Annotated in this window: 9 protein-coding genes and 5 pseudogenes; 11 read left to right on the plus strand and 3 right to left on the minus strand. The window is 44.0% G+C overall.

Annotated elements, in window-relative coordinates; translation table 11 throughout:
* Positions 1–701 precede the first annotated feature (701 nt).
* From Xhom_RS17395 to Xhom_RS17420, 6 genes and pseudogenes are all read left to right on the plus strand, one after another.
* Positions 702–1,519, plus strand: a protein-coding gene (locus Xhom_RS17395; protein WP_099139815.1) for an IS5 family transposase whose coding sequence is annotated in 2 segments (ribosomal slippage) — positions 702–1,062 and positions 1,062–1,519 — 819 coding nt in all. Because the reading frame shifts where the segments join, the coding sequence is not laid out codon by codon here.
* A gap of 526 nt (positions 1,520–2,045) precedes the next feature.
* A complete protein-coding gene (locus tag Xhom_RS17400; protein WP_069315499.1) occupies positions 2,046–2,345 on the plus strand; it encodes a hypothetical protein in 300 nt (99 codons plus the stop codon).
* Between the two features lie 100 nt (positions 2,346–2,445).
* Complete coding sequence (locus Xhom_RS17405; protein WP_069315500.1) at positions 2,446–2,700, plus strand: hypothetical protein; 255 nt, start codon at positions 2,446–2,448, stop codon at positions 2,698–2,700.
* Positions 2,701–2,738: 38 nt separating this feature from the next.
* Positions 2,739–3,986: an amino acid permease gene (locus Xhom_RS17410; RefSeq protein WP_145957473.1), complete on the plus strand. Its 1,248-nt coding sequence runs from the start codon at positions 2,739–2,741 to the stop codon at positions 3,984–3,986.
* A gap of 318 nt (positions 3,987–4,304) precedes the next feature.
* Positions 4,305–4,505 (plus strand): annotated as a pseudogene (locus Xhom_RS17415) (IS5/IS1182 family transposase); the annotation flags it as partial.
* 771 nt (positions 4,506–5,276) lie between these two features.
* Entirely contained in the window at positions 5,277–5,816 is a 540-nt protein-coding gene (locus tag Xhom_RS17420) for a tyrosine-type recombinase/integrase (protein ID WP_338063742.1), read from the plus strand.
* 73 nt (positions 5,817–5,889) lie between these two features.
* Here the strand turns inward: Xhom_RS17420 and Xhom_RS17425 are convergent.
* A pseudogene (locus Xhom_RS17425) lies at positions 5,890–6,546 on the minus strand (IS6 family transposase).
* A gap of 555 nt (positions 6,547–7,101) precedes the next feature.
* Here Xhom_RS17425 and Xhom_RS17430 point away from each other — a divergent pair.
* The 3 genes and pseudogenes from Xhom_RS17430 (at position 7,102) to Xhom_RS17440 (ending at position 14,296) form a co-directional block, all read left to right on the plus strand.
* Positions 7,102–8,205: a hypothetical protein gene (locus tag Xhom_RS17430; RefSeq protein WP_069315504.1), complete on the plus strand. Its 1,104-nt coding sequence runs from the start codon at positions 7,102–7,104 to the stop codon at positions 8,203–8,205.
* Between the two features lie 208 nt (positions 8,206–8,413).
* Positions 8,414–13,423: an RHS repeat domain-containing protein gene (locus tag Xhom_RS17435; RefSeq protein ID WP_069315505.1), complete on the plus strand. Its 5,010-nt coding sequence runs from the start codon at positions 8,414–8,416 to the stop codon at positions 13,421–13,423.
* A gap of 177 nt (positions 13,424–13,600) precedes the next feature.
* Positions 13,601–14,296: pseudogene (locus tag Xhom_RS17440) on the plus strand (IS6 family transposase).
* 72 nt (positions 14,297–14,368) lie between these two features.
* On the opposite strand, the pseudogene Xhom_RS17445 reads toward Xhom_RS17440, so the two are convergent.
* Positions 14,369–14,611 (minus strand): annotated as a pseudogene (locus tag Xhom_RS17445) (IS110 family transposase); the annotation flags it as partial.
* Positions 14,612–14,954: 343 nt separating this feature from the next.
* Positions 14,955–15,245 carry a hypothetical protein gene (locus Xhom_RS37000; protein ID WP_232326255.1) on the minus strand — a complete coding sequence of 97 codons (291 nt, stop codon included), beginning with the start codon at positions 15,243–15,245 and terminating at the stop codon, positions 14,955–14,957.
* Between the two features lie 380 nt (positions 15,246–15,625).
* On the opposite strand from Xhom_RS37000, the pseudogene tssD reads away from it, so the two are divergent.
* Positions 15,626–15,942: pseudogene (gene tssD / locus Xhom_RS17455) on the plus strand (type VI secretion system tube protein TssD); the annotation flags it as partial.
* 57 nt (positions 15,943–15,999) lie between these two features.
* A partial coding sequence (locus Xhom_RS49225) for an IS1 family transposase (protein ID WP_338063730.1) occupies positions 16,000–16,109 on the plus strand: 110 nt, incomplete at its 3' end.

The following is a 16,109-nucleotide window of genomic DNA, read 5'->3' on the forward strand; positions in this document are numbered from 1 at the left end:
GCGTCCAGCCGTATCCGGATGGATCTTCAATAATTGACCGATTTCGCGAAAGGTTTTTTTCTCTTGGCGAAATCGAATAGCTTGCTGCCTCAGCAGCTCTAGTTGCTCAATCGTGAGCTTGCGTGCATCTGTTTTCATTGACACAGTATATCAGATATAAATAGCCGCCGAGTTAATAAGACGTACACAGGCAACTATAATAACGTTGACTGAGATAATTAACTTAAAAGTAATTATTTATTCTTGTTCAATCGTAGTTGAAATGTATTAGACGCTCCCAAATATACTTTTTCATGGCTAAGTTAAGTTGATTAGGAAGAAATAAATTTTTTAAAAAAATGTCATTTTATGGATAAATAGTGATAGCGCTAAAAACAATCCAATTATATAGTTAAAATGGTTTTATTTTAAATGATAAATTAATCTTATTTATTTGGTGTTGATATATGCTTTAGGGACTGTTTATTTAAAAATGAGAGGGTAATAATTAAAGTTACAAACTCTGATTGGAGATTTTTTATAAAAAAATCATCACTACTATTTCTAGTGGAGGTTATTTATATGTATTTTTATATGCCATTCAATAATGATTTCTTTGTGAACGAATGGCTTTGGATCATTTATTACACTTAGAGTGTATCCCAATAGGAGGTATTTGATATTATAGTCAGCCTGCTTTTTTCCATTTAGGGGATTTTTTCATGAATAAGAAATCAATAGCCCAATGGTTCATTTCTGATGAACTCTGGCAGAAAATTGACCCCTTGCTCCCGCCACATAAAACCCATCCCCCTTTGGGCTGCCATCGTCGCCGTGTCGATAATCGGGCCGCTATGAATGCTATCTTTTTTGTGTTACGAACCGGATGCCAGTGGAATGCCCTCAATGCCACCGGGATTTGTTCTTCAAGCCGTGCCCACCGCCGTTTTCAGGAATGGGTGGCTGCAGGCGTCTTTGAGCGACTCTGGCAAAATGGCTTACTCGCCAGTGAAAAAATAGGGGCTATCGACTGGAGCAAATTGGCACTGGATGGCTGTTTGACTAAAGCGCCCCTGGCCGGCTCAAAAAAACAGGCCGCAACCCAACAGACCGGGGGAAACAAGGCGTAAAGCGAAGTTTGCTCACGGATGGACAGGGCTTGCCATTAGCGATTGCGGTTGCGCCCGCTAATATTCATGATATCAGACTTGTTATAGCCACCTTGGACGGTTTACAGACAGGAGGCTGGGGTTATGGCACCCAACTCCATCTGGATAAAGCTTATGAGGCGGAATGGCTGGAAAAAGAATTAAAAACCCGTGGATACGTACCCTGCGTACACTCAAGAAAAGAAGAACAAGATGCGCTGGCCGAACAAGATGATTTTAAAGTGAACCGTTGGGTTGTTGAAAGGACACACAGTTGGCTTAATCGTTTTCGTCGTATTCTGGTCCGTTGGGAAAAACGTATTGAAAATTATGAAGCCATGCTTCATTTGGCTTGTAGTTTAATTGCCTGGAATATAATCCTATTGGGATAGGCTTTAAGTGTGGGGTGACAAAATAGTAGTTATTTGGGCAAATGGACTAGCCTCTTAACCTTGGTGATAGTTATGACATATATGGGAAATAACTTAGACTCGTTGTAATTACCGCGCTTGGCAAGCACTGAGTATATACCATAATTTAGGTCATAAAGCAGACTGAGACTTACTTAAAATCCGACCTATTAAATCATAAAAACCGTACTAATCGACCGTCAAGATCAACTAAGACATGAACAGCTATTTTTCCCCCACTACAAGTCTGATAATTTAACAGAACTTCCAGTATTGCTGATAATGGGTTATCCTTCCGGAAAATGCAATAATGCAGAAGGCGCGCTTAATGGGGTTTGAAGCGTTAATCTATTCACGTTTCCACCTCCGAAGACGGAGGGGAGCAGCCACACTGTCACCTGATGTTTTCTGTCCGCATCAATGATGCTATTCGCAGTGACTCTGAACAGTATTTCCGACGTTATAACCCCAAAAAGCCCGAACACAAGGCTGTCAGAAAGCCTATTCCGTGCTGACTATTGAAACCCGTAAAGCACGTCTGATGCAGCTTCGTGAGAACTGGCAAAATACCTGCAACCAGCATTTTGAACGCACTCAGCGCCCGAAACGCCTCGCAGAAGAAATCCAGAAAGAGACGAAAGCACTGATCGTCGCCGACAGTCTGATTCGCGATGAAGAGCTACGGCAACTCAGAAAAAGTACTCAGCGACTGAATGACGCGGCAACGCAACACCTTCATGCACTGGAGAAAGACAGCCGGACAGACTCGCTGCATAAACAGTCTCGGGAGATTGTAGCAGCATTGTAGAGCCTGAAAACAACCCTTTCAGACTTTCATCAGGCAGAAATCACGAAGCTATCCGGTGAGGTCACAACGTGCCTGGATAGCTTCAAAATGGGCGCGCGGGATGAAGTTACCAAAAGTATGCAGAGCAAACTTTAATAAGCTCAGTGAAACTTTTGGTAAAAAACTACCGCAACGGCTGGAGATAACAGAAGCATCTTTTGATGCACTGGATAAAAGACTCAAGGCAACTTATGACAGACTGGAAAACGTTAACAGCCGACTGCAATACCGGTTTATTGCATGGTTTGCAGTGGGTGTGGTGGCGATGGTTAGCACACTGTTTTTCCGGAAAATATTTGTCTTTATCCTGGTTTAGGAAAACATGAAAAACTATAAACTTAGTAGGAGACGTACTTGAAGATGGAACAAAAGTGGATTAATGAATACAATATTTGGTTTTATGCACTATTCGGAACAGCTGTAGGTGCAGGAACTCTGTTTCTCCCTATACAATTAGGATTATCCGGACCACTTGCTATGTTGGTTATGCTATTGATAGCATTCCCATTTACCTATTACCCTCATCTAGGTCTTGCGCGTTATATCATTACCAGCAATTCCCATTCTCCCACATTACTCAGTGCAACCAAACAATATTACGGGATCAGGATAGCTCGTATCATCAACTTTTTTTACGCACTAACTTTCCTGCTTATTATTTTTGTTTATGCAATATCTATCACTAATTCCGTTAACATTTTGTTGCAGCAATTTTGGCAGATTCAGTTTCCACGAACACTAACAGCATTTATGGTAGTTCTAGGATTACACCTAATTTTCTTATTGGGTAAAAAAATCACATTGAAGTTCATGGGCGTGTTAGTTCTTCCACTCATTCTTTACCTGCTGACATTATCTATGACGCTTGTATTTCAATGGGATAGTGCAAACATTAAACATCTTATCAGCAATATTCATATTGATCTGGATTCAGTGAGAGCACTTTGGTTACTAATGCCAGTTATGGTATTCTCTTTCAGCCACACCCCAATCATGTCTACTTTTTCTAACCACTGTAAACGAGCCTATACAACAGATGCGGAATACCACATTAAACGGATTGTGAAACCCACTTATGCGCTAATCTGCATAGTCATTTTGTTCTTTGTATTTAGTTGTGTTTTAACGTTATCACCTCAGGAAATACAGGCAACCAAAGACAACAATATTACCATTCTCAGCGCGATCGCGCAGAAAGAGGGCTTGTATTGGATAGCAATAACGGCAACCCCTGTTGCTATTATTGCTATGACAAAATCATTTTTAGGAACTTACTTCGGGGCATTGGAGGGAGTCAGAGGATTAGTCGGAGCATTGGAGAGTAAAATTCTCCATCATAAAGAAAATAAAGTGCGAGATAAGTTGATCGGCATGGCTATCGTTTTTTGCCTTACTTTAATGATTACTATCTGGAATCCGAATACTCTGAACGTTATCGCAGGCATTACTGGACCTATGATTGCGCTTATTTTGTTTATTTTACCGTCTCTATCAACGTACTTGGTTGAACCACTACGACCCTATCGTTCTTTTTCTAATTTGATGGTTCTATTAGTCGGTCTTGGTAGTTTTGGTATTGCTGTTTTTAGCCTTTTTAGCTGACAGCCATTCTCAATGGGGCTTCTGAAAATAATCGAATCCCCATACTTTCGTTATGACCACGCCTGGGAACTGGAAAATCTGGGATTCTGGTACACACACTCTATAAAACGTATTCAGCTTCTCCCGGATGCTGAAATTTCAGACATCTATGATAATACAATGATTAAAAACAAGTGAACTTTTCGAGGGAATGGGCCCCCCATAAACGCTGATTTTCGTCTGCAAAAATCATTAACAATCATGGTGACTAAAATTTCGCCTAATTTGACTTGCAATGAAGATATGTTAAGTCATACTAGGCTGTGTCCCTTAATGTATATTTCGTATAAAATCAATGAAAAAGGCAGCACTCATGGCCGCACGAAATTTGATGAACAGGCTTATCATGACCGTAATATTGTCGAATGCTGTTTCGGTTTTCTCAAAGGAAATCGGCGTATTGCAACACGCTACGAAAAAACCGCACGAAACTATCTGTCCATGGTGAAATTAGGCTGTATTCGACTCTTTTACAGGTGATTATTTAATTAAGGGACACAGCCTAGTTTAGTGAAAATTACAAGCGACAGTAGCTTCCTTTCCCACCGTTCCACGATGGCTTTTACCCGCCAGTACTGAAACCATTCAAACAAATGCGCGTGCTAAAGTGACTCACTGAGACAACACAAAATTAAGAATTAATTCCTAATTTATCAATGTGATGATAATTATTATCGAGGTGAAAGTTAAAATTGAGACAACATAAAATAGACCGTGTTGTCTCAATTTTTAAATATTAATCATTATAAAATAATTGGCTAAGTGAATTGAGACAACCGAGACAACACTGTTTGCTTAACTTATATATTAAAGAGAAATAAAATTATTGTTATTCATGAGAATCAATTTGAAAGTGATATTAATGGCTGACGACGAATTTCGTCGGTAGTGAATCTTAAGAGCGAAAAAACATCTTTAATCTTAACATATTTATTTTTATTATGACGCAAATTTGCGTCATGATTGACTGATTTATTTTATTCATGAACCAAAAACCGGATCATCTCAAGGTGGGACATCACATCTTGGTTTATATATGCAGGTGAGGGTAGTGATCAAACGATTAATTAACCAAAACAAAGCCCCAATACCATCAATCTCATGTTATGTGCGATCAAAGGTGTCGCTGAAGAAGTGAGATCCAGCCGTCACATAAACAGCCATACGTATCAGGACATTAAATCGGTAAAACGGCTCAAAGGTGTCCGTGTTAGTAAAGGCAGGATGCTGGAGAAGAGTGAAATTAATTAAATATTTCAGCATCTTGACAGTTTTAACAGTGCTATTTCTGTCCGTGATGCGGCCATGTTTGTCGTCATGGTGGGATGCGGGTTAAGGCGTTCTGAAGTAGTAGATTTGAAATATGAGGATATCGATTTTGAAAGTTCACTTATCATTATTCACGGTAAAGGGAATAAAGAGCGTGAGAATTATATGCCTGACGAAATTAAAGAACGGCTATTGTTATGGGTGAACGATGTACGAGGAATTCATTCAGGCTATCTGTTTAACAGTATATTAAAAAATGATGATGTGACAGGTAACAAGTTGGGCACATCGTCAATTCGTTTTATTTTTGAACGATTATTGAAAAATTTAAATATCAATATGAAGGAATTTACGCCACATGATTTAAGAAGGACCTATGCTTCATCATTACTTGAAAATGGTGAAGATATTTTCACCGTGAAAGAAGCACTGGGACATGCCAGTGTAACGACAACTCAACAATATGATAAGCGGAGTAAAAAACGGCTCAAAGAGGCGGCTAAGCGATTCTTATTCAAATAAGAAGAAATCGTGATAAAAAGGGCTCTGTCGCATTAACAGAAAAAGCCTAAGTCAATGTGGAGTTGATTACTCTTTATTCAGTCAATCGATAAAACCTCCCTGCCGGTGACAATACCTTCTCTTCGGGTTGTGAGGATTGCCCTTTACGCAGCATTGAAACGAGCTCTATTCCCGTTAAAATCGTTTGGACCGGCGAAACGATTTGAAGCCTCACATCGGCCGTATCCGGCGTTTAATGTTTTGATGATCTTACTCAATGAGATTATTGCGGTATTTGCTCTGCCTAATGGTGATGGTTTCTTCTTCGGGTTTATCGGCGGTGTTCGCCCCACTTTTATCAAGGGTCATGACCTCGGACTCAGCATGGTGGCGAATCGCCTTGCGAAAGAAGCGCAACGCGGCTGCGGTATCCCGAGTCGACAGTCTGCTCTGCCGTATCGACCGACCGGTACAACTATTTCCACTGTCCTTTGATTTTGATGTCCGTCTCATCCCTTCGCCAGCGTTGACCAACCTGACGTTTATGCCGACGAAAAGCCTGATTGAGCAACGGCGTGAGTCGAAGTACCCAGCGGTATAAAGTAGAATGATCAACGTGTACTCCTCGCTCCGCCATCATCTCTTCGAGATTGCGCAGACTCAAGGCGTAAGCAAGGTACCCGCGAACACCCTGAGCCGTAATATCACCAGGATAATGTAACCGCTTGAAGGCTTGTCGAATTAAAGACACGGGCAACTCACTCCGTAAAAGATCGCATATTACCTGCTCTTCCCTTAATACAACAGAACCGTTTCGATCCATCGTTAATAACAGCCGTATTGAGTTCACTACATGTGACTTAGGTGTGTCGTAGTGGGATAACTTGGGATGAGATATCAAGTTATTACCTTGAAATACGAGGGGTATATATTAATTAATTTTTATAATTAAATAATATTATGAAAAAATATATCATTAAATAATAATTTGTTGCCATTTTTATCTTAACCCACATTCAGCGGTTTAAATAATTTAATTAATGCAATGTTTGTTTTTGTAATTTATTCTGGAAAAATTTCAGTGTTGGGTATAATGTTTATATATACCTAATGTGAACAATGGAATGTTGCTATTATTTTTTCAATATCGTATTGGATGGGGTTTTTATGTCATTAATGATAAGGGTTTCTATTGTTAATAGAATTATAGCCAATAGATTTCTGGTTCCATCGTAATGGAAAAAACAAAGGGTTCATTAAAAGGATAATGAGTTTTTTTATTCTTGTTTTTCATAGGGGAATTAAAATGAACGCACAACAAAATAATGGTTTATTAAAAAAAATTAATTCACTATCCACCTTTACTCTTGTATTATCTGATGGGAGCTGGGAAGGCGAGCTGTTTGCGAATGGAAATATGCAAGTTGGTATCATTATTAATATAAAAGCTGATACTGGTAATATTAATTGGCCGGAGATAGTACCCTTATCTCCTGAGCAATTAGATAGTATTGAATTAGTGAATAAAATAACAGGCGAAAAATTATCTGGTGAGTGGGCATACAGTTCTGAGCCAAACGATTACTTTCACCAGTTTCCACGGCGTGGTATAACAAGAGACACAAATTTATCATACGGAAGAGACGCCACCAATGATGACCTTGAACCTCAGCGAAAAACTTATTGGCTGAAAACAAAAAAAATTGAAACCATTGAAATAATGGCAAGAGTTACACTGGATGGAAAAACATTTTTATCAGATGATTTTACTCATAAGGGATCACATATTTTTGTTACAGGCCGTCAACCAATCATTTATCATTCTGATAGTCTGGTGTTAAAAACTGAAGAAAACGTCGCCCATGGTACATATGAATTTAAAGAGACAATTACTATAATTGATATGTTTGGAGAGCACCCGTCAACTTCGTCTAAATACCCGACATGGACTCAAAATAATTATTACATCTTTCCTAAAGAAGATCATGGGTTTGCAGTGCATGATGTTGAAATTCGAAATACCATAAACGATAATGATTCTCTTAAGTATAATTATCGAAGATTTACCCATCATACAGAAGATGGCCGTCTTTTCCTTTGGTTTCTTTGGGGAGCATATAGTACTAAGAGAAAGGCTGGAGCAGCTTATAGGATCACAACAATTACGGACCCGGCGTCTCGCGGCCGTGTAAAAAGGGAAGCCACCCCACAAGAGGAGATAGTCACAACACCACGCACAGATGTTGTTAGTCTGAGTAGGCTTTGCTTCGAAAATCCAGCCGCTGATTTTTGGGTTGACCAGCCTGACCAAATTCCACAATTCAAATTCCGTGACATCTATGGTAATGAGTCTGTTTTTCTAAAAATTATCATGGATAAAGCTGATTTTATCCATTTACAAGAGGGTTGAATAGCATAAGTCCTACTTTATACCATATGGGATAATAGGTAACTAAAATATTAAAAATAGGATTATATTTCAATTGTGATCCTTTATCTTGAAATATTATTTAATATTTTTCCTGGCTCATGAACCTTATTTATTCATGATATTAATGGTCTTTAATATATGGATTTCTGACTACCATAACATTCTGCCTTGAAAAAAGGGGATAAAGATGAATAACAATTTCACTTCCCATGCTACCAATTTCCAAAGTACTGCTGCGGGGCGTGTCGATCCCCGCACCGGGCTGTTTAATTATATGATGCCGGTGGCGCACCTTATTGGCAATAATCGTCTTGGTCCAGAGCAAATTCTTGCGCTTACTTACAGTCCCCTCAACGGGATGGATAGGGGTTTTGGCATCGGTTTTTCTCTGGGACTCACTCAATATCATGCTAAAAACCGACTTTTAATGCTCTCAACGGGCGAGCAGTATAAGGTGTTTGAAACGGATGAAGAGGTCTCTTTAAAACAATACAAACAGGATGTGGTTCGGTTTGAAAAGGACGTCGTGCAGAATGTTTACCGAGTGACCCATAAATCTGGTCTGGTGGAAATCCTCACCGGCTCCCGAAGTCTCTATGACCTCAAAATTCCCACTCAAATAGTAAACCCGCTGGGATATACCCTGAAACTGGACTGGGATTATGAGACGTATACTATGCCCCGTCTTGTTACTGTATCGGACGAAAGCGAAAAGCAGGTACTGTTAAAAATCCAGTATAAAACGGCTTTCTATACCCGTATTACGGTCTGGCCCGGATCATCGGAATCTTATGATATCCAATTACTCTTTGAGAATGACAAGGTCACTCAGATTATCAATCTGACGAGTAACCAAACGTTAATCTGGAAGCTGGAATATGACTCAGACAGCGGTTTTTTAATCCGAGTTTCATCTCCGACAGGTACCGCTGAATTTGTAGATTACGATTTTGATGGCCATCAATTTCCCGAAGAGGCAGCTCTGACGCCTTTACCTTATGTCACCCGGTACACGCAACAGATAAAGCAAAGTCCTGACGTCATCAGGCACTATGAATATACCGAATTTAATTTTCTGGGTTATGGGAGTAACGAAAGCTGGAATGATGATGAAGATTATCTCTATGGTGTCCTGACAAACTATCACTACGGCTCGATCGAACACTGGGACAATGGCCGGGAGCAGCGTCATATTACCCGACGTTACAATAACTACCATCTGCTGATTTCAGAAACCGTGCGACAAAACGGCTGCCAGCGGCAGCACGAGACGAAATATTATACCCGAATAGGGCAGACGTTTGATGAGCAGCCGCCGCAGTTCCAGTTGCCGCAATCCGCCACGGTCCGCTTTATCAGTGACAGCCGTCAACGAGAGGAAGTGACCCAAACCGAGTTTGATGCGGCGGGCAATCCCACCGTCCAGATCGCGTCGGACGGCACCCGAACGACGTGGGCTTATTATCCGGCAGAGGGGGAAGCGGATAAATGCCCGGCCGATCCACACGGGTTTGTTCGTTACGTAAAATCCAAAACGATCATTCCGCCACCGGCAGAGGGCTATGACGATGCGCCTGTTCATCAGGTGATCTACCACTATGACCCATTATCCACGCGCCCCGGCAGCCTGACCGATTATGCGGTCGTTTGCGTCTGGCAGGGTGGGTACAGTGACGGTCAGTTGCTGCATGCGAGCCAGACCCGGTATGTGGATAAGGCGGAGTCTCCCCACCACGGACGGGTGGCGTCCATTGAGGAGACCGTGTACAGCGTGTCGGATGCCGGTTCAGCGGCAACCGACACGCACTGGACAAGCCAGAAGACCTTCAGCTATACCCTGAAAGAAGGGAAACTACGGCGTACCATGCAGTGGCGCGGGCATGACGGGCTTACCGCCGTCGGAACACAGGTTAAATCGTGTTTCAGTGGTAAAGTGTCGCATGAACAGGATCCGCTGGGCTGCACGGCGCATTATGACTACGATGATGTTGGGCGTCTGCTAAAACAGGTAAATAATGCCCACACCCGTTATGCCCAGACAACACAGTATGCTTACACTATTGAACAGCCTGGGGCGGTCACCACCACCCAGCAAGATGTCTGGGGCAATCAGGCCCGGATCCGGTTTGACGGACTGGGGCGGCTTTGTCATCAGGAAATACTGGTGAGGGGGCAGGAAGCGCGGGGCTGGTGCCGGGTGTTTGACACCGAGTATGACAGCTGGGGACGGATAGTTGTCCAGAACCACCATGACTGGCTGTCAGTGGGCACAGACCCGGAACAGGTCGAACCGGTTTCTATCCGCCAACAGACTACCTACGACAACTGGGGGCAGCTCTGCCAGATAACGGATGGGCCGGGCAAACGGGTACGGCAGGATTACGATCCGGTGACCCGGACAATCCGCAGCACAATGGAAGCGGATGGTCTGCGTTTCGGTCACACGGAAACGGTGTTCGATCTGCGGCATCAGCCGCTGACGGTGACCCAGTACGACAGTCATGGCAAACAGGCAAGTCAGCAACAGTACCATTACGACGGCCTGGGGCGGTTGCGGGCCACGGTGGATGAACTGAAACAGAAGACCGAATACACCTATGACGTGTTTAACCGGGTATCTACTGTCCGGTACAGTGACGGTACGGTAGTCCGGAAACGCTATGCGCCATTCAGCGCTGACAGCCTACTGATGCAGATTGACGCAGACGGGAAAGTGCTGGGCCAGCGTGAGTTTGACAGCCTGCACCGGGTGACAGCGACCACAGTTGGCGGCCGCACCCACCTCGCCACCTATCAGGGAAGTCTTCCTGCGCCAGAGATGGTCACCGATCCGCTCGGGCAGACCGTACACTATCAATATGAACCCCGGCTGGGCAACGTCCTGCTCCAGATGACGGCGCCGGGCATCAAACAACACTTTACCTATGACGCCAGAACTGGAGCGATGGCCCAGGCGGTGGCGGCACAGCAGACATCCCATGCATTCAAGTATACGTCGGCCGGGCAGTTACAACAGGAAACCGTGCGTTTTGATGATCCCGGTGCCGGCGCTGCCCGGAACACCGAGTACATTTATTCACCTGCCGGGAAACTGACGGCGTACCGGGATGTGACGGGAAAAATCCACCGGCTGCGTTTTGACACGCTGGGGCGTCCGGTTGAGACGACTGATGAAGCGATTAGCGTGACATGCCGCTATGATACCGCCAGCCGGATGCATAGCTGGACAGTACACGACAGAGAAAATGCGCAACAGCTAACCACGACTCTAACATGGGATGACTTTGGTCGGGAAATTGGTCGCCGGATTGAAACCGGCACGGAAGTGCTGACACTGGCGCAGACCTATACGATCACCGGTCAGCTGGCGAGCCGGATCACCCGCTCCCAGCAGGCCGGTCTGCTACGTCAGGAAAGCTATATCTATGATACTGCCCGTCGCTGGCTGACTGAATATCAGTGTGAGGGAGCAGAGTGTCCGCAGGATGCATATGGAATGCTCCTGACCCGCCAGCAATTTACCTATGACCGGCTGGGGAATATCCTGACCTGCGTAACGACGCTGTCGGACGGCAGCCGTGATACGGCTACATTCAGTTACAGCCTGTCAGATCCCTGCCAGTTGCAGCAGATTACTCACACGCACCCAGAGTATCCGGCTGTTATCACACTGGCCTATGATAAGGCCGGCCGGTTGATCCGGGATGAGGTCGGGCGTGAACTCATCTACGATGCCCTGGGCCGGCTGGCCTCGGTGACGCTGAAAGATAATGCCAGCCGTTATGGGTATGATGCGGCTGGCCGGCTGGTGCTGCAACAGTTGGGCAGCGAACAAACCCATGAACTGTACTATCAGGGCAGCGTCCGGGTGGTGGAAGTGCTGCGCGAAAGCGGGGCAGAAACCCGATTGGTGCAGGCAAACGGGGCACCGGCGGCGACATTGACCGGGCGCGGTGCGTATTTGCTGGGCACGGACGGGCAGGGCAGTGTGCTGATGAGTCAACAGAATACAGACACACTGGCCCGTCATTGCTACACCCCGTATGGGCAGCAGGCGGCAGAAGCGCGGAATCCGGCGCTGCCCGCTTATACCGGTGAACGGTCAGACCCGGTGGGGGGCGGTTATCATCTGGGGAATGGCTACCGCACGTATAACCCCGTGCTGATGCGGTTTACGGCGCCGGACAGCTTAAGCCCGTTCGGTGCCGGGGGCCTGAACCCGTATGCCTACTGTCTGGGCGACCCGATCAACCGGAGCGACCCGAGTGGGCATATGAGTCTGGGCAGTATTCTGGGAATTGTGTTTGGTACGATTGGTCTGATAGGGGGGCTGGCAGCGGCTATCCCGACTGGCGGGGCGTCTCTGAGTATCGGGGCGGCGATTTTAGCCGGCGTGGGTTTTCTGGGAGATGCAACGGGTATTGCCAGTGCAGCAACCGAAGAAAGCAATCCACAGGCATCGGCAGTCCTGGGCTGGGTGGCTTTCGGGCTGGGTGCTATGAGCCTGGGGAGTACGCTACTTGGCGGACTGGCTCGGGGAATGCGGCTGACAGGGGAACGGCTGACAGGCAGTTTTGCGCAGGGGCTGAGCGGAAAGAGAAGTGTCAGAGAAACAGGGTATGTACACGCTTTCAGAGAGATTAAAAACTTAGCTGGTCGTGATATTGTGGAAACCATAGGTAATAGCCAAATAAATAATATTGAGGTTAATTTGGCGACTATCAGTGATAGGACTCAACTCCCTAAGTATCGTTCAATGTTCGAACATCTTTTAAAATTAGGGTTTGTGGAATCCCCCCCAGGAAGTAATATCTATAGAATAGATAACACTGTGCCAATGAGCAACGTTGTTTCTGGTCAAAGTACTCATGTGAATATTACAAATGATATTTACTTAAGGTTATATGCGCAATTTATTACTGGCAATTCTACAGTAACGCACATTACCCTTACTAATTCATTGCGCTCAATCATTGATGCTCAGGTAGCAAGTAGAACGCACTTTACTGATACAACAATGTTAAGAATGCAACGAATGTGGGGGTTCACCGGATATAGTGGAACGTTTAAAGATTGGATAGTTACTGAGATGACACTTAGATTCTCTACCAGGGAACAAGATATAAGAGCATTAGCAGATATTATCCAAATTTCAGACACAATTTCTTTTCGTGTATTATATAATAACTTCATTTAGTTTTTTATATAAAATATCATCTGTAATTAAAAATGTTGGATGTGAATTGAAAAAAAATTTATTTTAATTAACCTAAGATTCGTTTAAGGGGTCTGACGCTCAGTGGAACGAAAACGGTTCTGTCACATTAACGAGCATTTTGGTTTATCGTTGTGAAAACTCAGGATGGAACCCGATATGCCCCTTATCCGAAAGGCGTTCAAACGCCTGCATTATCCTGGTGATATTATGGCTCAGTATGTCCGCGGGTACCTTGCTTACGCCTTGAGTCTACGCAATCTCGAAGAGATGATGGCGGAGCGAGGAGTACACGTTGATCATTCTACTTTATACCGCTGGGTACTTCGACTCACGCCGTTGCTCAATCAGGCTTTTCGTCGGCATAAACGTCAGGTTGGTCAACGCTGGCGAAGGGATGAGACGGACATCAAAATCAAAGGACAATGGCGTTATCTTTATCGTGCCGTTGATACTGCTGGCCAGATGATTGATTTTTTACTGACAGCAAATCGGGATACCGCAGCCGCCTTGAGATTTTTCCGTAAAGCCCTACGTTCACACGGTGAACCTACCCGCGTCACAAACAATAACATCGGGGCCAATACTGCGGCGTTAGCCGTACTGAATACCGAAATATCAACCTCAGAAGCGACTAAAATCCGGCAAAAGAAATACCGCAATAATCTCATTGAACAAGATCATCGAAACATTAGACGCCGGATACGGCCGATGTGAGGCTTTAAATCATTTCACTGGGCCCAAACGATTTTAGCGGGAATAGAGCTCGTTTCGATGCTGCGTAAAGGGCAATACTCACAACCCGAAGATAAGACATTGTCACCGGCAGGGAGGTTTTATCGATTGGCTGAATAAAGAGTAACCAACTCCACATTGACTCAGACTTTCTCTGTTAATGCAACAGAACCGCAGGGTTTCCTTCTGGTCAGAGACGAATTTCGGCGCCCTCAGCCGGGCATCGTGACCATACTGACGGAATAATCTTGCCCCGTAGTGGGCACCGGAGCAGGCTTCCATCCCGATCACACAAGGTGGCAAACTGGCGATAAGTTCAGGAAGAGCAGCCCGTGATACTCTGGGTTTTACCAGAACAGTTTTGCCATTGTGGTCAACGTCATGAACAGCAAACACATTTTTGGCAAGGTCAATACCGACAGTAGTGATGGTCATAACGAATTCCTCGAGATAAAAAGCCACCCATAATTGCACGAAAGTTAACCAGTCGCGTAACCAGGGGAAGTCCCTTCCATTCGTTAAGTCTACTTATGCACCACTAATAAGATTAATGCCTTTCGCGATCATAATTGCGTTGATTCAATGTTGTCTAACGATGATACCCTGGATGCACACAACCGAAAGCGTAGAAAGCGCACCCCGTCAAGCTCAACCTCTCCGTCTGGCTTAAATCCCAGTCGAAAAATACCTTTTATTTTTGTTCTGGACGGAGGAAGTAGGATTGTTATGGTTTCGAGATGCATCTCATTAAATGCACGTCTAACTATCTCTTCATAGATTATCTTACCTGTTCCCCAATAGTTGGGATGAAGCACCAGAGCCAGATCTGCGTCACCTTCTTCAAACTGGAGTCCCCCCAGCCTGCAAACTTAGAATCAATTACAAATGCCCAGGGACCATAACCATGCTGGATCCATTGGGCCTCTTTTTGTATTACCCATTTTTTGCATATTATACGATCGAAGTTTGGGCTACCCAGCGGCATTAGCCGCAGAACCTCTGGGTGGTTGTTAAGCTCTATAATGTCATCAAGGCTGATTTGCGCCAGATGTTTAAATTCCAGATTCATTTATTCCCTGTTAATGTCGCTTACTTCATGATTTCGGGGAGAAGGACCGATGCTAAACCCTAAGCATATCAAATACTGGCCGGACTGACTCCAGCATCAGCGAGTAAATTCTGGACGACAGGCCAGCCCTCTAACTTGTCGCAAGTTGGGTCTCTAATAGCTAAACCCGCCAGAATGGATGGTTACTAGATGACAAGAGGGCGTGAAAGTCCCGAAAATAAATAGTAATAGGAGATGATAATGTGCGAAAATTCTCCATATGAATATTATGAGATTGTTTCTTCTAGTGGTGGTACTTTTTGTTTTAGATTCCTATTGGAATTTTTACTTGTATGTTATTTTACCTTTTCAAGATTAAAAAAAACCAGGATGGTAATTTTATGTCATACATGATTTATTTATCTTTAAATGGTAAAAAAAACAAGGCGTAATATCAGTTGGATGTTCAACTCTTGATTCTATAGGAAATAGATACCAAAAGGGGCATAAAGATCAAATACAGGTATTAAGCCTGAATCATGCAATTTCACGACAACAAAATGTCAGTCATCAACCCATACAATTTATTAAACCAGTAGATAAATCATCACCATGATTAGCGATGGCAATAGATTCAAACAAATCCCTAAATGGTGCTTTTGTTTTTTACAGAACAGGTCAAGCTGGACAATTGGAATTATTCTACGAAGTAAAAATGGTCATGTATTAAATAGTTAGTTGTTGTGATATGCTTCCCGCCTTTTAAGGGTAAAGCATGGCCAAAGTTGACGTCTATTGCCGTTATTGTCACAAATCAGAACATGTCAAAGGACATGGAAAAGGGAATGGCGGACATCCTCGTTATCGTTGCTATACCTGCTGTAA

It is taken from the genome of Xenorhabdus hominickii, assembly GCF_002632725.1.
GTDB classification, from domain to species: domain Bacteria; phylum Pseudomonadota; class Gammaproteobacteria; order Enterobacterales; family Enterobacteriaceae; genus Xenorhabdus; species Xenorhabdus hominickii.